The sequence below is a fragment of the Brucella pseudintermedia genome (assembly GCF_008932435.1).
In the GTDB taxonomy this organism is placed as follows: Bacteria; Pseudomonadota; Alphaproteobacteria; order Rhizobiales; family Rhizobiaceae; genus Brucella; species Brucella pseudintermedia.
Window position 1 is genome coordinate 382,112 of record NZ_WBWE01000001.1, and the last position, 19,464, is coordinate 401,575.

Here is a 19,464-nt window from a genome sequence, read left to right on the forward strand (position 1 = left end):
ATATAATAGAACCTATATAGAACCAATAGCAAGTGACAATCTCATGAAAAAAGCCCGGTCGGAACCGGGCTTTTCGTCAGTGTGGTTGGGGAGCCGGGTGCGCCTCGGTTGGCGGCTCATCACCGTCGCGTTCAGGCTCCTTGATCCGGAACCAGGCGACATAAAGCGCTGGCAGGAAGAGGAGCGTGATTGCCGTACCCGCAATGATGCCGCCCATCATGGCATAGGCCATCGGTCCCCAGAACACTTCGCGCGCGATGGGGATCAACGCAAGACTTGCCGCTGCCGCCGTGAGCGCGATGGGGCGCATTCGGTGCTGGCTGGCCTGCGTCACTGCATCCCATGGATGCATACCCTCGGCAATATGCTCCTCAACCTGCACAATCAGGATGACCGAGTTGCGGATGAGAATGCCTACCAGCGCCAGCACGCCGAGGATCGCCACGAAACCGAGCGGCTTGCCGCTTGGCAGCAAAGCCGCCACGACGCCGATCAATCCCAGCGGCGCCACAGCCACCACAAGGAAAAGGCGTTGGAAGCTCTGGAGCTGAAGCATCAGGACGGTCGCCATGACGAACAGCATCAGCGGAACGACCGCAGCGATCGGACCCTGGCTCTTGCCGCTTTCCTCCACCGTGCCTGCCGTCTGGATATAATATCCCGCCGGAAGCTTGTCGGCGAAGGACTTGATGGCCGGTGCCAGATCCTTGACGATCGTGTCTGGCATCGTCTTGTCGATGATGCCGGCGGAAACCGTGATCGTTGGAATGCGCGAACGACGGTAGATAACCGGCTGCTCCAGTTCATAGCGGAAATTGGCAATCGCCGCCAATGGTACCGATGTCCCGTTGCCGGTTGCGATCTGGAGACTCTGCAGCGTATCGATGGAGTCCCGTTCCTGCTTCTGCGCCCGCGCGATCACGTCGATCAGATAGATCGAATCCCGCACCTGCGTAATCGTGATCCCGCCAACGATACCGTTGAGGGTCGTTGCAATATCCTTCGAGGAAATGCCGAGCTTTCTCGCCTTGTCCTGCATCACATCGACGCGAATGACACGGCCCGGCTCGTTCCAATTATAATTGACGACACCAAGCCGCTTGTCCGCGCTGAGGATACCGGCAAAATTCTGCGCGACACCTCGCAGTTCCTGGATGTCTGGCCCCGAAATGCGATATTGCACCGGACGTCCGACGGGCGGTCCAAGCTCCAGATACTTCACATAGACGTCCGTACCGACATAATCCTTGCGCAACACCTCATTGAATTTGTCGCGGAGCCTGTCGCGCGCTTCGATATCCTTGGCAACAACGACGATTTGCCCGAAATAGGGATTCGCTGGCTGCACATCGAAGGACAGAATGAAGCGGATAGCTCCCTGCCCGATATAAGTGCTCCAGTGATCCACATCGGGATTGTCTTTTAGCCTCGTCGCTTCGAACTTTTCCATCTGCGCTCTGGTATCGGTGATGGAGCTGTTCTGTGGCAACGTCCAGTCGAGCACCAGTTCGGGCCGGTCGGATTCCGGGAAGAACTGTCGTTCGATAAAGCTCATGCCAAAAACGGACACGAGGAAGAGCGCGACCGTCGTAACGATCGTGATCCACTTGTGTCTCATGGCTGCGAGCAGAACCTTCGAGAAGATCGCGAAGAACCGGCTGTGTTTTTCTTCATGCGCCTTCATCTTCTTGGGCAAAAAGGTCACGCCCAGCAGGGGTGCAAAAAGCACCGCCACGATCCATGAAACAATCAGCGAAACCGCTATCACCACAAACAATGTGAATGTGTACTCGCCAGCCTGGCTACTGTTCAACCCGATCGGTATGAACCCTGCAATGGTAACAAGCGTACCAGTCAACATGGGAAAGGCGGTGCTCGTATAAACGTAAGTTGCCGCCTTGTTGATCGGATCGCCGGCCTCAAGCCGCGCCACCATCATTTCAACTGCGATCATCGCATCGTCGACCAGCAGACCGAGCGCGATGATCAGCGCACCAAGAGACACGCGCTGCAGTGAAATATCCATCAACGACATGATCAGGAAGACAATGGCCAACACCAGCGGGATCGACAGCGAGACAACAAAACCAGCCCGCACGCCCAGACTGACAAAGCTCACCGCCAGCACAATGATGACAGCCTCGAACAGCGCTTCCGTGAAACCCGAAACTGCCTCCTTGACGACTTGAGGCTGGTCGGCAACCTTGAAAACATTGACGCCGAGCGGAAGCTCCGCCGTCACCTGGCTCATCATCTTGTCAAGTGCCGCGCCGAACTCGAGCAGGTTGCCGTTGGGCTTCATGCCTATGCCGAGGCCGATTGCGTCCTGTCCGTTGACGCGGAAAATGGATGTTGGCGGATCCACGTAGCCACGCGTAATCGTCGCCACATCCGAAAGCCGGAAGAAACGGTCATTAACGCGCAGGTTTATCGCCCGCAGATCGGCTTCCGAGGTGAATTGCCCGCTGACGCGCACGCTGATACGCTCTGGCCCGGCTTCCACAACACCGGACGGCGTGATTGCATTTTGATCCTGCAAGGCTCGGAGGATTGCCTGTTGATCCAGTCCGAGCGCTGCAATCTGGCGTGTGGAGAACTCCAGATAGATCGCTTCGTCCTGCGCACCGATCAATTCAACCTTGCCCGCACTGGGCAGCGTCAGGATTTTGATTCGCGTACTTTCGGCGTAGTCTCGCAGCTGTCGCATGGAAAAACCATCCGACGTGAAGGCATAGACATTGCCATAAACGTCACCGAACTGGTCGTTGAAATACGGTCCGAGAACGCCTTGCGGAAGCGTATTTTGGATGTCGTTCAGAAAGTCGCGCACGTCCGTCCAGGACTTTTTGACCTGTGCGGCCCGCGTCGTATCTTTCAGGAATACGAACACGACCGACTTGCCCGCCGTGGTTATGCTGCGTGTATAGTCGAGCGTATCGAGTTCCTCTAGCTTCTTTTCCAGCCGGTCGGTCACCTGATTCAGCGTGTCCTCAACGGACGCACCCGGCCAATTGGCTTGCACAACCATTGTCTTGATTGTGAATTCCGGATCTTCCTCCCGACCGAGATCGATATAGGAAATGAAGCCCGCGACAAGAAAAACGAGCATGAAGTACCAGACGAGGGACCGATGGTTCAGAGCCCAGTCAGACAGATTGAATCCCTTCTTCACAGGCCCGTTCCTTTCACGTCCAGACGGACTTTCTGTCCTTCCTTCAACTCATTCGCACCGGCAATCGCAACGTAACTGCCGACATCGACGCCCCCGGCGACAAAGCTGCTGTCGCCCCGTTCGATAATCTGCACGTCATGAAGGGAAACCGTTTGTTTGTTCGGGTCGATGATCCAGACACCGGTCTTGCCATTTTCTTCGTGCAGGGATTGGATCGGCATCGTCACAAGATTTTGTTCGGGCATCGCCATCGCTGCCTGGATCGTTGCGCCAAGACGAAAGCCCTCGGGCGGATTGTCGAGAGCAATGCGCACGCGCCGCGTGCGTGTTTGCGCGTCTGCCTGCGGTGCGACTTCACGCACGGTGCCCTTTCCGGTGACAGCCGGATCAGCCTGGAGCTGCACATTGAAAGGTGTGTTGGGCTCAAAATACTGCGTCATGCTATCGGGAATATCGACCACCGCTTCCCGAACATCCGGACGCGCGACCGTCATCACCGTTTGTCCCGCCGCAACGACCTGCCCCACTTCGGCAGTCGTTGCTGAAATGACGCCATCGTAATCCGGGCGTAACACGGCATAGCTGCGTTGATCCTGCGCCTTTTTCAACCCCGCTTGAGCCTTTTCAACTCCCGCCTGCGCGCTGTCCCGCGCCTGCTTTGCAGCATCATAATCGGCCTGAGACACATTATTGCCTTTCAGCAGGATGCGCTGGCGCTCTTCGCTTGCCGAAGCATTGGCAAACTGTGCCTCAGCGCTCGCCAGATCGGCCCGTGCCGACTGCACGGCAAGGTCGAGATTGGAAGGATCAAGCATGGCGACCATCTCGTCCTTCTTCACGAGATCGCCCACCTGAACCGGCCGATTGATAATCCGCCCCAGCACACGGAAAGCGAGATCGGTGGAATAGCGAGGCTCGATCGTGCCGGCAAAACCCGTTTGCGTTACAGGCTGGGGTTCGACCACCATGTAAAGGACCGGACGCGCAACGTCCGAGTTCGCCTGCTGGTCTTCTTCCTTGCCGCAGGCGCTGAGCAAAACCGCCGCGCCTAGCAAGAAGACATAACCCGTCGAGCGGATCGTGGAAAACCGGATAGCCGTCCTCATTGTTCAGCGAGCCCTTCCTGTTCCGGCACGATCTCTGTCGGTTCACCGGAACGCAGCATCTGCGCGCCCTTGGTGACGATCAGTTCGCCTTCCTGTACTCCGCTCTCAACCAGCAGCCGGCCTTTTTCGTAGGCGAGAATCTGGATCGGAACCAGCGTTGCCACATTCGAATCCGTGGAGAGTCGCCAGACAGCCGGGCGTCCTGCATCCGAAGTCATCGCGCTCCAGGGCAAAGCGATGACCTTTACGCTTTCCATATGAATCGTGCCCGTCACGGTAGCGCCCAGCGCCATCTGGGGCGGCGTTTGCGCTATCCCGACCTTGACCCGCACGGTGCCTGTCTGCCCATCGACCGCCGGCGAAATTTCGCGGATCTTGCCTTCGGCGCTGATCGAAGCGTCGGAGAGAAGGGAGATCGTCACTCCCATCCCGATCTTGGCGTGGTTGACCAGCGTTTCCTGTACATCGAAGATCGCATCGCGCGGCCCGTCCTCGGCAATCGAAAACGCCGTCTGCGCTGCCTGTACCACCTGACCGGCCTCCACATTGCGCGCGGTGATCACGCCCGAAACAGGCGCTTGCAATTCGGTGTAGGACAGCTGGTCGCGTGCATCGTTGAGCTGGCTTTCCGCGCTGGCGAGGGCGCTTTGCGTCGTCTGCAGGTCCTGGTTTGCCTGATCATAGATGCTTCGCGTCGTAAAGCCTTGCGCCAGCAAAGCCTTCTGCCGCACAAAGTTGGCCTGCGCCTGAACCAGCTGCGCCTGCGCGGCATCCCTGGAGGCCTGCGCAACGCGCAGATTAGCCTGCTCTTCGACGTCGTCGATACTTGCGAGAGGCTGTCCCATGCTCACATGCTCACCGACCTCTGCCCGACGCTGTACCACCTGACCGTTCAAACGAAACGATACGTTGACAAGCGATCGCGCCGCTATCGCACCCGATAAAGTCAGCTTCGGCTGATATTCGCTGGCGACCGCTTTCTCCGCCGCTACCGGCACCGTATTGAGCTGGTCTGCATGCGCCCGAGACGCAGCCCCTGGCACAAGCAGCCCCAGACACACAAGGACTATACCGGCTGTGCCGAAACGGTGAGAAAAGGGCTGGTTCTCAACACGCCCTCCTCCATTCCGCAAACCGTAAATGAGTGAACTTACTGTCATTTACATTATTCTCACTGGTTCAGTTCGTATGAGGATGCAATTAAAGCCGCGCAAAGAAAAGCGGCTTTGTAAAATATCTGGATTCTTAGTTATCTCTGTTGAAATAGATTCAGGAATGCTAAAATAAAACAACCGGGCGGCCTTTGCCTTTCATAAGAATATTTGCAATCAGAAATATACAGACATGCAGAATTTAAAGAAATATTCTTGGAATGCCGAAATTATCGTTAACCTTCCAAACTCCTCACCTCCCGGACCAGCCTTTGCCCGGCAGCGTTCAATTCATAACGTGTGCGTTGCGTGCGCGGATCGCGCTGCCTGATCCGCACATAACCATGGTCTTGCCCTAGTACTGAAATTTCCCGAAGCACCAGCGCGTGCGCAACACTCAGCATCCGCGCAAAGGTTCGGCTGTCGGACGCAATATCCAGCGCCAGCGCTGCGATAATACCCGCGCCCAGACCCGAAAGACTGCGGGACGCGGTAAGGAGAGCATCGACCATCGCCATATATTCCGCCTCGCTCTCATCCATCATGGGGCAGCCGACTTTAGAGGACGGAACGAAACAATCACCGACTTTGAGGTTGGAGTGTAGCTTTCATCACCGGAACTGGCGAGCGGCACGAGCACATTCATTTCCGGATAGTAACCGGCAATGCAGCCGCGCGGTATATCATAGGGCACAAAACGGAAATCGCGGGCAATCCGCTCCACGCCGTCATCGAATTCGCCAACAATATCGGCGCGGTCGCCAGCCTCCACGCCAAGATCGGCCATGTCGGCCGCATTCATGAAGACGACCTGCCGTTCGCCATAGACACCGCGATAGCGATCATCCATGCCATAGATGGTGGTGTTATACTGGTCGTGGCTGCGGAATGTCTGCAATACATAGCGCCCCGGCTTGCCACGTGCCTGCTGGTGCTCGACCGTTTCCGGCAGCGCGCCGGTCCAGAACGTGGCCTTGCCCATTGCCGTATTCCATTCCAGCTCACGGGCGGAATTGCGCAAGTGGAACCCCCGCGGAACCCGCACCCGCGTGTTGAAATCGTGAAAGTCCGGCAATACGCGGGCAATACGGTCACGGATGAGATCATAATCGTCGGCAAGTTCCAGCCAGTTGACTGGCTTTGGCCCAAGCGTTGCTTGCGCCATGCCTGCAATGATCGCCACTTCCGAGCGCAGATGCGGCGACGCCGGCGCATTGATACCGCCTGAACCATGCACCATGCTCATGGAATCTTCGACCGTCACGATCTGCGCCACGCCCTTGGAGTTGAGGTCGATTTCAGTGCGTCCGAGGCATGGCAGGATGAAAGAATCCTGTCCCGGCACCAGATGCGAATGGTTGAGCTTGGTCGCGATATGAACCGTCAGGCGCTGGCTGGAGAGCGCTTTCGAGATGAGCGGACTGTCCGGAGTGGCCCGTGCAAAATTGCCACCAAGGCCGATGAATGCCTGAGCCGAACCATCAAGCATCGCGCCGATGGCGCCCAAAACATTATGCCCCGGCTCGCGCGGAACGTCGAAGCCGAATTCCTTTTCAAGCGCATCGAGAAAAGCGACCGGAGGCCGCTCATTGATACCGACCGTACGGTCGCCCTGCACGTTGGAATGGCCGCGCACCGGACAAAGCCCCGCGCCCGGCCTGCCGATATTGCCGCGCAGCAGCATGAAATTGGTGATTTCACGGATCGTGATGACCGAATGGCGGTGCTGTGTGATGCCCATCGCCCAGGTGCAGATGACCCGTTCCGATTGCATATAGATCTGCGCCGCGCGTTCGAGCGACGCTCGCAAAAGGCCGGACTGATCCTCGATTTCTTCCCACGAGGTCGCATCGACTGCAGCGCGATAAGCTTCCAGTTCGGCAGTATGCGCGCTGAGAAATGCCCTGTCGAGGATTGTTGGCTTGCCCGCCGCAAGTGCCGCATCGTCGGCTGCGAAAACCGCCTTGGCCATGCCGCGGAAAGCGGCGAGATCGCCGCCAAGACGCGGCTGGAAATAGTCGCTTGCTATGGCTTCGCTGCCGCCGTGAAGCATTTCAAGCTTGTTCTGCGGATCGGCAAAACGCTCCAACCCTCGTTCGCGGATCGGATTGAAAACAACGATGCGGGCACCGCGTTCGGCTGCGCGACGCAGATCGCCGAGCATGCGCGGATGATTGGTGCCCGGATTCTGGCCTACAACGAAAATGGCATCGGCCATTTCGAAATCTTCCAGCAGAACGGTTCCCTTGCCGACACCGACTGACTGTTTCAGTGCAACGCCGCTTGCCTCGTGGCACATATTGGAGCAATCGGGGAAATTGTTGGTTCCGTAGGCGCGCACGAACAATTGATAGAGAAACGCAGCCTCGTTGGAAGCGCGGCCCGAAGTATAGAATTCGACGCGGTTCGGGCTGTCAAAGCTCTTGAGAATATCGCCAATTGCCCTGAAAGCCTCATCCCATTCCACGGCTTCATACTGATCGGTCGAAGCATTGTACCGCATCGGATGGGTCAGACGACCGGTATTCTCCAGATCATAATCCGTCCAGCTGCGGAGCTCCGAAACCGTATGCTCGCGGAAAAAGGCGGGCGTTGTGCGCCGGTCGGTCGCCTCCCAGGCGACAGCCTTCACGCCGTTCTCGCAAAACTCAAAGGAAGAGCCATGTTCCGGGTCGCCCCAGGCGCAACCGGGGCAATCGAATCCGTCAGGCTGGTTCGCCTTGAGAAGCGTACGCGCACCGGAAAGAGGAGCACCGCTTGCCAGCAATTGCTTGCCGCAGCTTTTCAATGCACCCCATCCGCCCGCAGCAGCCGATCGCTTGCCTATGAAACCGGTTTTGGTGGCCTTGCTCATCCGTTACCCTCTAACCCAGTTGCGGGCTCAGTTGCAGGAACGCCTTCTCTGATCGGCAGGAAGTTGCCTTGGGCGTGTGCCATTACCATAAGAGGAATTATCCGGTCCTTCAATTAACCGCGAGGCAATTGTTATTCGATACTTGTTCGCACTTGATTTCAGCCGCGCGATCCGTCATGCGATTGGTCAAGAAAAATTACCACAAGGGGTGGGATAGATGCCCAATATCGTTGAAATTGCCGATCTAAAGCGGCTTGCCCGGCGCCGCGTCCCCAAGATGTTCTTTGATTACGCGGATTCCGGTGCCTGGACCGAGTCGACCTACCGCGCAAACGAGGACGACTTCAAGAAGATCAAGCTGCGCCAGCGTGTTCTTGTCGACATGACCAACCGCTCGCTGGGAACGACGATGATCGGCGAAAAAGTGTCCATGCCAGTGGCTCTCGCCCCGACAGGACTGACCGGCATGCAGCACGCTGACGGCGAAATGCTGGCCGCACAGGCCGCCGAAGCCTTCGGCGTTCCCTTCACCCTTTCGACCATGAGCATCTGCTCCATCGAAGACGTTGCTTCGGTCACCAAGAAGCCGTTCTGGTTCCAGCTTTACGTGATGAAGGATCGCGATTTCGTAAAGAACCTGATCGACCGCGCCAAGGCCGCGGGCTGCTCGGCATTGGTGCTGACGCTTGATCTCCAGATTCTCGGCCAGCGCCACAAGGATATCCGCAACGGCCTTTCCGCCCCGCCGAAATTCACGCCGAAGCATATCTGGCAGATGGCAACCCGTCCGGGCTGGTGCCTTGGCATGATGGGCACCCAGCGCCGCACGTTCCGCAACATCGCCGGCCACGCCAAGAACGTTACCGACCTTTCCTCCCTCTCCTCCTGGACTGCCGAACAGTTCGACCCGCAGCTCAACTGGAACGACGTTGCCTGGATCAAGGAACAATGGGGCGGCAAGCTTATCCTCAAGGGCATTCTCGACGCGGAAGACGCAAGGATGGCGGCGAAATCGGGCGCTGACGCAATCATCGTGTCGAACCATGGTGGTCGCCAGCTCGATGGCGCTCCATCCTCCATCTCCATGCTGCAGCCGATCGTTGAGGCTGTCGGCGATAAGATTGAAGTGCATGTCGATGGCGGCATTCGTTCCGGCCAGGACGTGCTCAAAGCCCGCGCGCTCGGGGCGCAGGGCGTATTCATCGGCCGCCCGTTCCTCTACGGCCTCGGGGCACTGGGCAAGGATGGCGTAACGCTCGCGCTTGAAATCATCCGCAAGGAACTGGATGTCACCATGGCGCTATGCGGCAAGCGCGATATAAACGAGATCGACAAGTCGATCATCCATTCCATAAACTTTTGACGCTGTTTGGAGCCGGCCCCGTGTCGGCTCCTATACTTTAGCTATTACTTAAGCAATATCGCGGAAAGCGCGAGCTCTGGCAGAAAATACACCGCAAAGTTACTTAATAACCAAGTGTTAAACATATCTCTTTACCATATTCGACAATACGGCTTGTGAGCCGATTTTCTGTTCGGATTTGGAGTAGAAACCGATGAAGTGCATTTCCGCCATTGCCATCGTGGCTGTCAGTCTGATGGCGGGATCGAGTGCGGCATTCGCCGCTGATATAATTGCAGAGCCTGTCATTGAACCAATGCCGGAACCGGTCAATGCTTCCGGCTGGTATATTCGCGGCGACCTCGGTTACAATTTCAAATCCAGCACGGACGGTGAATGGAATTTCTGGAACCAGTACGATCCGCCTTATCGCGGCATTGACGACACGCTGCGTTACAATGATTTCAACCTCAAGGCAGGCGCAACCTACGGCGTGGGCGTGGGTTACCGCTTCACCGACACATTCCGCGCCGATGCCACGCTCGATTATTTCCGCGCAGGCATCAACGGGCGCACCCCCTGTCCGAGCTATGTGAAGTCCGGGAAGGGGTTCAATCCGGTCGAGGACAACTGCAACTACGAGGATTCGTCCACCGCCAATATCTGGACGGCGATGGCCAACGCCTATGTCGACCTGCCGCGTACGGGGCCTGTCACGCCTTATCTCGGCGCAGGTCTTGGCGCTGCTTATGTCAAGTATGACGACTGGAAATCCCATGAAGTCTGCGCTGGCTGCACCTATTCCAGTGAAAAGGGCGGACTGGACAGCTGGCGTTTTGCAATGGCCCTCATGGCGGGCGTCAGCTATGACCTGACGGAACAACTCAAGCTGGATGTCGGCTATCGCTATATGCGTATCAATGGCGGCAAAGCCTATGGATACGATGCCGACGACCGCAACACGAACCCTTACGGCAACGCCGAAGGACCGGGTGCCACCGGAACGCAGGCCAAGGACAACGGCTTCAACATGCACACGATCCGCGCCGGTCTGCGCTACGAATTCCGTTAGAGCATTTTCAGCACTATGGAAAAGCCCGGCTTGACTGGGCTTTTTTCATTTCAGCCACGCGAGGTCGGCGCTTTCGATAAAAGCACCGTTCGAATTGCGAAACTGGAATGAATGCGCGCGACACCAGGCAATCGCGACAGGATTTCCTTGTGAATGATCTCATAGGCCGCAGCATTTTCGGCTTCGACACGCAGGATATAATCTGCATCACCCGTCATGAGATAGCATTCCTGCACTTCGGGATGCCGCCGCACGGCCTCCTCGAAACGGTTCAGAAATTCCTCTGTCTGCCGGTCCAGGGTGATGCGCACGATGGCGACCAGACGCTCATCACCGCCGGATGAACCGACGATGGCCGTGTAGCCACGGATAACGCCGCTTTCCTGCAATATCTGCACCCGCCGCAGGCAAGCGGACTGCGAAAGCCCCACTTCGCCAGCCAGCTGACTGTTGGTCATGCGCCCATCCCGGCGCAGGCAACGGATGATGTTGCGGTCTATACTGTCGAGCGTCGCCATGAATAATCTTCAACTCTTAAGCCAAAAGATGCGTAGATCGTGCGGAAATTCGCATAATCTACAACAAATAGCAAAAACATTCGAATAGTCTTCAATTAATATATGAGCAAGCTGTTGGGATGGGGAACCGCAAAGATTTCTCCGCCGGGCTTTATACGCTCCGGGCGGCGCGCGTTTCCTATCGGCGGGCTTCCGGGCGTTTTCGTGAAATAGTGAGCAGTTTGGAAAGAACCGCGTAATGGGTGATATGTCGATGCAATTTTCACAAGGCGAGCGGGACCTTGCCGCTGGCGGCGTATTGACCATCGATCTTGCGGCGCTGCGGCACAATTATTCGGCCGTTGCCCGTCATATTGCGCCAACCCGCACCGCTGCTGTCGTGAAGGCGGATGCTTACGGCCTCGGTGCCAGCCGCGTTGCTCCGGCATTTTACGATGCCGGTTGCCGCGATTTCTTCGTCGCCCATCTGGGCGAGGCCATTGCCTTGAAGCCCTTTCTCCAGCCGGATGCGACACTTTACGTTCTGAACGGTCTTCAGCCGGGAACGGAAGCAGCCTGCGCCCGCGACGGCATCCTGCCAGTGCTGAACTCTCTGGAACAGGTTGAAAACTGGGCGGCGCTCGCCGCCAGACAAGGCAGGAAGCTGCCCGCCCTTCTGCAACTCGATACCGGCATGTCGCGCCTTGGCCTTTCCACCAGCGAATTCGACCGCCTGACGGCCAATCCGGCTCTGCTCGATGGCATCGACGTGAAATTCGTCATCAGCCATCTGGCCAGTGGCGACGAGCCCGAAAATGCGGCAAACGCGCGCCAGCTTGCCACCATGACGGCCCTGCTTGCCCGCCTGCCGAAACTTCCGGTCGCCTTTGCCAATTCCGGCGGCAGCTTCCTCGACAAGACCTATCATTTCGACTTGGCCCGCCCCGGCGTCGCACTTTATGGCGTCGGACCCAAAAACGAAATTGTTCCCGTACTCACTCTTTCGGCACGTGTCATTCAGGTGCGCGACATCGATAGGGGTGCGGCGGTTGGCTATGGCGGAACCTATATAGCTCAAGGTCCGATGCGGGTTGCGACGATTGCCGTCGGATATGCCGATGGCTGGTTCCGCGCTCTCAGCAACAAGGGTTCTGCCTTTTTTGGCGATACGCGCCTGCCGATCATCGGTCGCGTCTCGATGGACTCGATCACGCTCGACGTCGGCGCATTGCCGGAAGGCACGCTGAAACTCGGCAGCCTTGTGGAACTGATCGGTCCGCACCAGCGTCTCGAAGACGTGGCGCGGGATTGCGACACCATTCCCTATGAAATCCTGACTGCGCTCGGCAACCGTTATGCACGTGTCTACGTGGACAGCGGTGCGGGCGACATAAAAGCATAAGACAAGAGGCGAACATGCAGATCACCATCCTCGGCAGCGGCGTCATCGGCGTTACGACCGCCTACTACCTCGCCAAACTCGGCCACGAGGTAACCGTTGTCGACCGCGAAGAAGGCCCGGCACTGGAAACGAGCTTTGCCAATGCCGGTCAGGTTTCGCCCGGCTACGCTTCGCCCTGGGCTGCGCCCGGCATTCCGTTCAAGGCCGCCAAATGGCTGTTCCAGAAGCATGCGCCGCTGGTTCTGCGCCCGACCTGCGACCCGGTTCAGTATAGCTGGCTGTTGCAGATGCTCGCCAACTGCACCGACAGTCGCTACAAGGTAAACAAGACCCGCATGGTGCGCGTTGCCGAATATGCGCGCGATTGCCTTGTCGACCTGCGCAAGGAAACCGGCATCGAATACGATCAGCGCATGCAGGGCACGCTCCAGCTTTTCCGTGAGCAGTACCAGCTCGACGGCATCGGCAAGGACATTGAAGTGCTGCGTCAGGATGGCGTTCCGTTCGAAGTGCTTGACCGTGACGGCTGCGTGAGCGTCGAACCCGCGCTTGCCCATGCGAAGGACAAGTTCGTCGGCGGCCTGCGTTTGCCCAACGATGAAACCGGTGACTGCTTCAAGTTCACCAATGCACTGGCAAAGATCGCCGAAGGACTCGGTGTGAAGTTCCGCTTCGGCGTCAATATCAAGTCGTTGCTGATGTCCGGCGGCAAGGTTTCGGGCGTCGAGACGTCTGAAGGCATCCTGACCGCCGACCGCTATGTCGTTGCGCTTGGCAGCTACACGCCCGCGCTCGTCAAGTCGCTCGGCCTCAATGCGCCCATTTATCCGGTGAAAGGCTATTCCATCACCGCGCCGATCATCGATGAAAGCCGCGCTCCGGTTTCAACCGTTCTCGATGAGAGCTACAAGATTGCCATCACCCGTCTCGGCGACCGCATCCGCGTCGGTGGCATGGCGGAAGTCTCGGGCTTTACCAAGGATCTGCCTGCCGCACGCCGCGCCACGCTCGACCTGTCAGTGACCGACCTGTTCCCCGGCGGCGATCTGAAGGCAGCGACCTTCTGGTCGGGCCTGCGTCCAATGACGCCGGATTCCACCCCGATTATCGGTGCAACACGCTACGACAATGTGTTCATCAATGCCGGTCACGGAACGCTTGGCTGGACTATGTCGTGCGGTTCCGGCAAGCTGCTCGCTGACCTTATTTCGGGCAACAAGCCGGATATCCGGGCGGACGATCTCGGCATTTCCCGATACGAATAAGAGAATGCTTGTGCGCCGTCAAAAACTCGGCGGCGTGCAGGCGCTAACGATCTCACATGGCACCGGTCCGACACAACGGAACCGGTGCGGCAGCTTGCTCGAAAAATAATAGGCATCGCCCGGCCCCAATATGCGGCGCTCGGCTCCAACCGTCACTTCAATGCGGCCTGAAATGACGATGCCTCCCTCTTCGCCCTCATGCATCAAAAGCACCTTGCCCGTGTCTGAACCGGGCTCGTACCGCTCCTTCAGCATCTGCAAAGCGCGCGAAAACAGGTGATCCCCTACCTGCCGGTAAGAGATCGGCCCCTTGCCGATTTCCACCAGCTCCTCCGCCTGATAGAATACCTTGTGCGGCGCATCCGGTTCGAGCGCGAAAAACTCGGCCATGCCGATGGGAATACCATCGAGAATGCGCTTCAATGCGCCGACTGACGGATTGGACTGATTGGCTTCGATGAGGGAGATGGTCGAGTTGGTCACGCCTGCCCTTTTGGCAAGCTCGCGCTGCGACAGATTCTGCCGCATACGCACATAGCGAAGCCTGCCGCCGATATCGATGCTCATCAAACCTTCCCTCCCTGTTTATGATGTTCGATATAACACAAACTCGCCGATTGCCCTACATGAAAACAATGACTTAATATTTTGAAGAAAAGGACTTGTTGCCCTTCGCAAAGCGTGTCCTGCTACCCCCAAATAGGAGGACACCATGCTCACCAAAACCAACGCGCCAAGCCTTGAGAATTTCTGGATGCCGTTCACCGCGAACCGGCAGTTCAAGGCGGCGCCTCGCCTGCTCGCAAGTGCTTCGGGCATGTATTACACCGACACTGACGGCAATCAGGTTCTGGACGGTACGGCGGGTCTGTGGTGCTGCAATGCCGGTCATGGACGCAAACGTATTACCGAAGCTGTCGAGCGCCAGATTTCCACCATGGATTTCGCGCCCACCTTCCAGATGGGCCATAATGTGGCTTTCGACTTTGCCGAAAAGCTTGCAGCCATCGCGCCCGGCGGGCCGGACGCGAAGCTCGACCGCGTGTTTTTCACCAATTCCGGTTCGGAATCGGTCGACACCGCGCTGAAGATTGCCATCGCCTATCAGCGCGCCATCGGCCAGGGCACCCGCACCATGGTTCTGGGTCGCGAAAAAGGCTATCACGGCGTCGGTTTCGGCGGCATTTCTGTCGGTGGCCTTGTCAATAATCGCCGCGTCTTCCCGCAGATTCCCGCCGATCATATGCGTCATACGCTCGATATTGAAAAGAACGCCTTCTCCAAGGGCCTGCCCGCGCACGGTATTGAGCTTGCCGATGATCTGGAACGCCTCGTCCAGCTGCATGGCGCGGAAAAGATCGCTGCTGTCATCGTTGAACCCATGTCCGGTTCGGCTGGCGTCGTTCTGCCGCCGAAGGGCTATCTGGAGCGCCTCCGCGCCACGGCGGACAAGCACGGCATCCTCCTGATCTTCGACGAAGTCATCACCGGTTTCGGCCGTCTCGGTACGCCGTTCGCGGTTGATTATTTCGGCGTCGTTCCTGACCTCGTGACCACCGCCAAGGGCCTGACCAACGGTGCCATCCCGATGGGCGCGGTCTTCGCCAGCCGCAAGGTTCACGACGGCCTGATGACCGGGCCCGAAAACGCCATCGAGCTGTTCCACGGCTATACCTATTCCGGCCATCCGGTTGCCTCTGCTGCCGGTCTCGCCACGCTGGAAATTTATGCCGAAGAAGGTCTCCTGACCCGCGGCGCGGGCCTTGCCGATCACTGGCAGGAGGCGTTGCACTCGCTCAAGGGCGTTTCGAATGTCATCGACATCCGCAATCTCGGCCTCGTCGGCGCTATCGAACTGTCATCGCGTGAAGGAGCACCGGGTGCCCGCGCCTATGACGTCTTCGTGGATTGCTTCAAGAAGGGCCTGCTGATCCGTGTCACCGGCGACGTGATTGCCCTTTCGCCGCCATTGATCGTGGAAAAGGAACAGATCGACACGATCGTTTCCGTCCTCGGCGACGCCATCAAACGCGCAGCCTGACCAACACCCAGGTTAAGCTGCCTTTTAGCCGCCGCTGTTCCCCTGCGGCGGCTTTTTTCCGCTCCTTATCCTTGCGACGGCGTGAAGTTCGCCACCAGCGCATGGCTGTCGCCGGGATAGGTAAAGCGCACATGCGTCACCGGCTGGTCGGCGTTCCACGTCTGGCGTTCAATCACCAGACAGGGCGAGCCCAGCGGAATACCGAGCATGCCCGCATTTTCCGGCGTAGCGGCGATTGCGCGGATGGAGTGCTTTGCGCTGCTCCAAGGCACGCATGAAACCAGCCACGGCCCCGGAGAGTTTTCGGCAAAATCCGTCTGAGCCGCCGCCGGAACAGCATCCAGACTGATGATGCGCTCTTCCAGGGCGAAGACGCGCTTGCCCGCAAAGTGACGGCAGACGAGTTCGACCAGCGGCGTGTGGCGCGGCATATCGATATGCCTTGCATCGGCAGGCCCGCTCAATCGTTCGCGTCGGCTTGTCAGTTCGAACCGATAGGCAACGCCAAGCGCAGCCACTTCATCGCGAATATCATGGATTTCAAGAATTGCCGCCTGCGATTGCGGAAAGGAAACAAAGCTGCCCGACCGGCGCTTGCGCTCGATCAGACCCGCTTTGGCAAGCTGGGTCAGCGCCTTGTTCACGGTCATGCGCGAACAGCCGTACTGTTCCGTCAGTTCGTGCTCAAACGGAATGCGATGACCGGGCTGCCATTCTCCCGACAGGATGCGCGATTCAATATCGTCCAGAATACGCTGATGCAGCGAAAGCACCGGTGCGTCCTTTGCGATCGAATCTTCGCCAGCCATGCCGTCTCCTGTCAGGTGAGCAATTCGCCTATGGTTTTCTGGAAAGCACGCTCGGCTTCATCGCGCAAGCGGTGACGCCCGCCTTCCACTTGTTTAACCCCGCGCACCCACACATCACTCACATCGGCGCGACCGCCGAAAATCCAGCCGTCGAGCATCGCATCGCCTTTTGCATGAGGCAGACGCGCCGCATCGAGCGCAACAAAATCGGCTGAAGCGCCGACTTTCAAACCATCGCCTGCGCGTCCCATGGCGATATTGCCGCCCGTAACCGCACCCTCGAACAGGGCGCGACCCGTCGATCCTTCGTTTTCGGCCAGCACATTGCGGGCGCGATGGTGAAGACGCTGCGAATATTCAAGCTGGCGCAACTCGTCGCCAATGCCGATCAGCACATTTGAATCCGAGCCCACGCCAAACTTGCCGCCAGCAGCGGCAAACACCGTGGCATTAAAAGTACCGTCGCCAAGATTGGCTTCCGTCACCGGGCAGAGACCGGCAATCGCGCCCGCCTCGGCCATGCGTTTCGTTTCGTCGTCAGTCATGTGGGTCGCGTGAATGAGGCACCAGCGCGAAGACAGGTCCTGATTATCGAGAAGCCATTCAACCGGGCGCTTGCCCGACCAGGTAATGCAGTCTTCCACTTCCTTCACCTGCTCGGCGACATGAATATGCACCGGCGCATGGGGCAGCAACTGCGTTACAATGGCGAGCTCATCCGGCGTAACGGCGCGCAGGCTGTGTGGGGCGACACCCAGAACCGCGCCATCAAAACCGCCCAGCGCTTTCTGGCAGCCTTCAAGCAGCCTTGCGAAGCGCTCGGGATTATTGATGAACCGGCGCTGACCGTCATTGGGAGCGGCACCGCCAAAGGTCGAATGCGCATAAAAGACCGGCAGCAGCGTCAAGCCCATGCCTGCTCTTCTGGCAGCGGAGACAATGCGATCGGCCATTTCGGAAAGATTGGCGTAGGGCGTGCCATCGCGGTCATGATGCAGGTAATGGAACTCGCCGACGCGGGTGAAACCGGCCTCCAGCATGTCGACATAGAGTCGCAGCGCCACGGCCTCCGCCTGTTCCGGCGACATGGTGAGCGCGAATTTATACATGATCTCGCGCCAGCTCCAGAACGAGTCAGCAGACGGTCCGCGCCGCTCGGCAAGCCCGGCCATGCCATATTGAAAAGCGTGGCTGTGCAGATTCGGCATGCCCGCGACAATAACCGCATGGCGCTCGTCGTCAGGCTTCGCCGAAGCACCGGCTTCAAGCGACACGATCTTTCCGCCAGCAATGCCGATCCGCACATCGTCAGCCCAGCCGCTCTCAAGGAGTGCCTGACCGGCATGGACAAACCGTGTTTTGAGCGGGGCATCTGACATGGATAGGCTCTCCTCGACTTTGTTCTCATGCATTTCGACGCAGAGCAATTTCCGCTTTTGGATCGAAAATGCTCCGGCGCATTTTTTTCTTTGCTGTTCCGTTAATATGTATATACATTATCTCAAAACAGGGGAAGCGAGAAAACGCTCATGCTCAAGAATTTAAGCACCGTTTTCACCAACGCGCGCATCGCGACGCTGGAGGAAAATGCCGTAAATCTCGGATTGATCGAACAGGCGGCGCTCGCTGTCAAAGACGGCAGGATCGTCTATGTCGGGCCTGAAAAGGCGCTTCCGGGTGAATATGTTTCCTTCGACAGAATAGATTGCGGCAACCGGCTCATCACGCCGGGCCTGATCGATTGCCACACGCATCTCGTTCATGCGGGCAATCGCGCACACGAGTTTGAACTGCGTCTCAACGGCGCAACCTATGAGGAAGTGGCGCGGGCTGGGGGCGGCATTGTTTCCTCGGTGAAAAACCTGCGCGCTGCCAGCGAAGACGATCTGGTGCGCCAAACCCTGCCGCGTCTCGACGCGCTGATTGCTGAGGGTGTCACCACTGTCGAGGTCAAATCCGGTTACGGTCTCGACCGCGACAGCGAAATCAAGTCGCTCAAAGCTGCCCGCCGTCTTGGTGAAGAGCGCGACGTGGCAATCCGCACGACCTTCCTCGGTGCACACGCCCTGCCGCCGGAAATGAACGGCGACAAGACCGCCTATATCGACCGCATCATCAATGACATGCTGCCCGCCATTGCTGCTAAGGGACTGGCTGATGCGGTTGACGGCTTCTGCGAAGGCATTGCCTTCCTGCCCGATGAAATCGCTCGCGTGTTCGATGCGGCCAAGGCGCATAATATCCCGGTCAAGCTTCACGCCGATCAGTTGTCCAACCTGCACGGCGCAGCACTTGCCGCTTCCTATAGCGCGCTCTCGGCCGATCATCTGGAATATACGGATGCCGATGGCGCTGCCGCCATGGCCAAGGCCGGAACTGTGGCTGTATTGCTGCCCGGTGCCTATTACTTCATCCGCGAAACGCAAAAGCCGCCGGTCGAAGCCTTCCGCGCGGCAGGCACCAGGATGGCGCTTGCCACCGACAACAATCCCGGCACTTCGCCGCTGACCTCGCTGCTGCTGACCATGAATATGGGCGCAACGCTTTTCCGCATGACGGTAGACGAGTGCATTGCAGGCGTCACCCGCGAGGCGGCACGCGCTCTCGGTCTTCTCGATCAAACCGGCACGCTCGAAATCGGCAAGGATGCCGATCTTGCCATATGGGACGTCGAACGCCCCGCTGAACTTGTCTACCGCATCGGCTTCAATCCGCTGTGGAAGCGGGTTTTCAAGGGCCGGATCTAATTCGTC

15 protein-coding genes are annotated in these 19,464 nt (G+C 58.1%); 6 read left to right on the plus strand and 9 right to left on the minus strand.

All coding sequences use genetic code 11. The features are described 5' to 3' along the window. Nucleotides 1–76: 76 nt before the first annotated feature. From F9K78_RS01815 to F9K78_RS01835, 5 genes are all read right to left on the minus strand, one after another. Nucleotides 77–3,172, minus strand: coding sequence for an efflux RND transporter permease subunit (locus F9K78_RS01815; protein WP_121985906.1), 3,096 nt, complete (start codon nt 3,170–3,172; stop codon nt 77–79). Continuing rightward, nucleotides 3,169–4,278: an efflux RND transporter periplasmic adaptor subunit gene (locus tag F9K78_RS01820; protein WP_121985905.1), complete on the minus strand. Its 1,110-nt coding sequence runs from the start codon at nt 4,276–4,278 to the stop codon at nt 3,169–3,171. Before F9K78_RS01820 ends, F9K78_RS01815 begins: the two co-directional genes overlap by 4 nt. Further along, entirely contained in the window at nt 4,275–5,438 is a 1,164-nt protein-coding gene (locus tag F9K78_RS01825; RefSeq protein WP_121985904.1) for an efflux RND transporter periplasmic adaptor subunit, read from the minus strand. The genes F9K78_RS01820 and F9K78_RS01825 overlap by 4 nt, the downstream gene beginning before the upstream one ends. A gap of 227 nt (nt 5,439–5,665) precedes the next feature. Beyond that, nucleotides 5,666–5,974 carry a hypothetical protein gene (locus F9K78_RS01830; protein ID WP_121981771.1) on the minus strand — a complete coding sequence of 103 codons (309 nt, stop codon included), beginning with the start codon at nt 5,972–5,974 and terminating at the stop codon, nt 5,666–5,668. Next, on the minus strand, nt 5,971–8,283 hold the full coding sequence (locus F9K78_RS01835; RefSeq protein ID WP_121985903.1) for an FdhF/YdeP family oxidoreductase: 2,313 nt from the start codon (nt 8,281–8,283) through the stop codon (nt 5,971–5,973). The genes F9K78_RS01830 and F9K78_RS01835 overlap by 4 nt, the downstream gene beginning before the upstream one ends. Before the next feature lie 217 nt (nt 8,284–8,500). Between F9K78_RS01835 and F9K78_RS01840 the strand changes: the two genes are divergently transcribed. Both F9K78_RS01840 and F9K78_RS01845 read left to right on the plus strand, forming a co-directional pair. Continuing rightward, on the plus strand, nt 8,501–9,646 hold the full coding sequence (locus F9K78_RS01840; protein ID WP_121981769.1) for an alpha-hydroxy acid oxidase: 1,146 nt from the start codon (nt 8,501–8,503) through the stop codon (nt 9,644–9,646). A gap of 193 nt (nt 9,647–9,839) precedes the next feature. Beyond that, complete coding sequence (locus tag F9K78_RS01845; RefSeq protein WP_121981768.1) at nt 9,840–10,697, plus strand: outer membrane protein; 858 nt, start codon at nt 9,840–9,842, stop codon at nt 10,695–10,697. 50 nt (nt 10,698–10,747) lie between these two features. On the opposite strand, the gene F9K78_RS01850 is transcribed toward F9K78_RS01845, so the two are convergent. Then, nucleotides 10,748–11,215: an Lrp/AsnC family transcriptional regulator gene (locus F9K78_RS01850; RefSeq protein ID WP_121985902.1), complete on the minus strand. Its 468-nt coding sequence runs from the start codon at nt 11,213–11,215 to the stop codon at nt 10,748–10,750. Nucleotides 11,216–11,453: 238 nt separating this feature from the next. On the opposite strand from F9K78_RS01850, the gene alr reads away from it, so the two are divergent. Both alr and F9K78_RS01860 read left to right on the plus strand, forming a co-directional pair. Further along, entirely contained in the window at nt 11,454–12,596 is a 1,143-nt protein-coding gene (alr, locus tag F9K78_RS01855) for an alanine racemase (RefSeq protein WP_121985901.1), read from the plus strand. A 14-nt stretch (nt 12,597–12,610) separates the two neighbouring features. Next, nucleotides 12,611–13,861, plus strand: coding sequence for a D-amino acid dehydrogenase (locus F9K78_RS01860; RefSeq protein WP_121981765.1), 1,251 nt, complete (start codon nt 12,611–12,613; stop codon nt 13,859–13,861). Between the two features lie 18 nt (nt 13,862–13,879). Here the strand turns inward: F9K78_RS01860 and F9K78_RS01865 are convergent, their stop codons facing one another. Then, on the minus strand, nt 13,880–14,428 hold the full coding sequence (locus F9K78_RS01865; RefSeq protein WP_121985900.1) for a cupin domain-containing protein: 549 nt from the start codon (nt 14,426–14,428) through the stop codon (nt 13,880–13,882). A gap of 145 nt (nt 14,429–14,573) precedes the next feature. Here F9K78_RS01865 and aptA point away from each other — a divergent pair, with 145 nt between their 5' ends. Further along, nucleotides 14,574–15,902, plus strand: a complete 1,329-nt coding sequence (gene aptA / locus F9K78_RS01870; RefSeq protein ID WP_121981764.1) for an omega-aminotransferase AptA — start codon at nt 14,574–14,576, stop codon at nt 15,900–15,902. A gap of 65 nt (nt 15,903–15,967) precedes the next feature. Here aptA and hutC read toward each other — a convergent pair whose 3' ends face one another. Both hutC and F9K78_RS01880 read right to left on the minus strand, forming a co-directional pair. Then, nucleotides 15,968–16,711 carry a histidine utilization repressor gene (gene hutC / locus F9K78_RS01875; RefSeq protein ID WP_121981763.1) on the minus strand — a complete coding sequence of 248 codons (744 nt, stop codon included), beginning with the start codon at nt 16,709–16,711 and terminating at the stop codon, nt 15,968–15,970. A gap of 11 nt (nt 16,712–16,722) precedes the next feature. Next, nucleotides 16,723–18,090, minus strand: a complete 1,368-nt coding sequence (locus F9K78_RS01880; protein WP_121985899.1) for a formimidoylglutamate deiminase — start codon at nt 18,088–18,090, stop codon at nt 16,723–16,725. Nucleotides 18,091–18,240: 150 nt separating this feature from the next. On the opposite strand from F9K78_RS01880, the gene hutI reads away from it, so the two are divergent. Then, on the plus strand, nt 18,241–19,458 hold the full coding sequence (gene hutI / locus F9K78_RS01885; protein ID WP_121985898.1) for an imidazolonepropionase: 1,218 nt from the start codon (nt 18,241–18,243) through the stop codon (nt 19,456–19,458). Nucleotides 19,459–19,464 lie beyond the last annotated feature (6 nt).

Coding starts and splice junctions, on each gene's coding strand:
- F9K78_RS01850 (WP_121985902.1), bottom strand. CDS start 11,215: ATGGCGACGCTCGACAGTATAGACCGCAACATCATCCGTTGCCTGCGC.
- F9K78_RS01820 (WP_121985905.1), bottom strand. CDS start 4,278: ATGAGGACGGCTATCCGGTTTTCCACGATCCGCTCGACGGGTTATGTC.
- alr (WP_121985901.1), top strand. CDS start 11,454: ATGGGTGATATGTCGATGCAATTTTCACAAGGCGAGCGGGACCTTGCC.
- F9K78_RS01830 (WP_121981771.1), bottom strand. CDS start 5,974: ATGATGGATGAGAGCGAGGCGGAATATATGGCGATGGTCGATGCTCTC.
- F9K78_RS01845 (WP_121981768.1), top strand. CDS start 9,840: ATGAAGTGCATTTCCGCCATTGCCATCGTGGCTGTCAGTCTGATGGCG.
- F9K78_RS01835 (WP_121985903.1), bottom strand. CDS start 8,283: ATGAGCAAGGCCACCAAAACCGGTTTCATAGGCAAGCGATCGGCTGCT.
- F9K78_RS01880 (WP_121985899.1), bottom strand. CDS start 18,090: ATGTCAGATGCCCCGCTCAAAACACGGTTTGTCCATGCCGGTCAGGCA.
- F9K78_RS01840 (WP_121981769.1), top strand. CDS start 8,501: ATGCCCAATATCGTTGAAATTGCCGATCTAAAGCGGCTTGCCCGGCGC.
- F9K78_RS01825 (WP_121985904.1), bottom strand. CDS start 5,438: ATGACAGTAAGTTCACTCATTTACGGTTTGCGGAATGGAGGAGGGCGT.
- aptA (WP_121981764.1), top strand. CDS start 14,574: ATGCTCACCAAAACCAACGCGCCAAGCCTTGAGAATTTCTGGATGCCG.
- hutI (WP_121985898.1), top strand. CDS start 18,241: ATGCTCAAGAATTTAAGCACCGTTTTCACCAACGCGCGCATCGCGACG.
- F9K78_RS01865 (WP_121985900.1), bottom strand. CDS start 14,428: ATGAGCATCGATATCGGCGGCAGGCTTCGCTATGTGCGTATGCGGCAG.
- F9K78_RS01860 (WP_121981765.1), top strand. CDS start 12,611: ATGCAGATCACCATCCTCGGCAGCGGCGTCATCGGCGTTACGACCGCC.
- hutC (WP_121981763.1), bottom strand. CDS start 16,711: ATGGCTGGCGAAGATTCGATCGCAAAGGACGCACCGGTGCTTTCGCTG.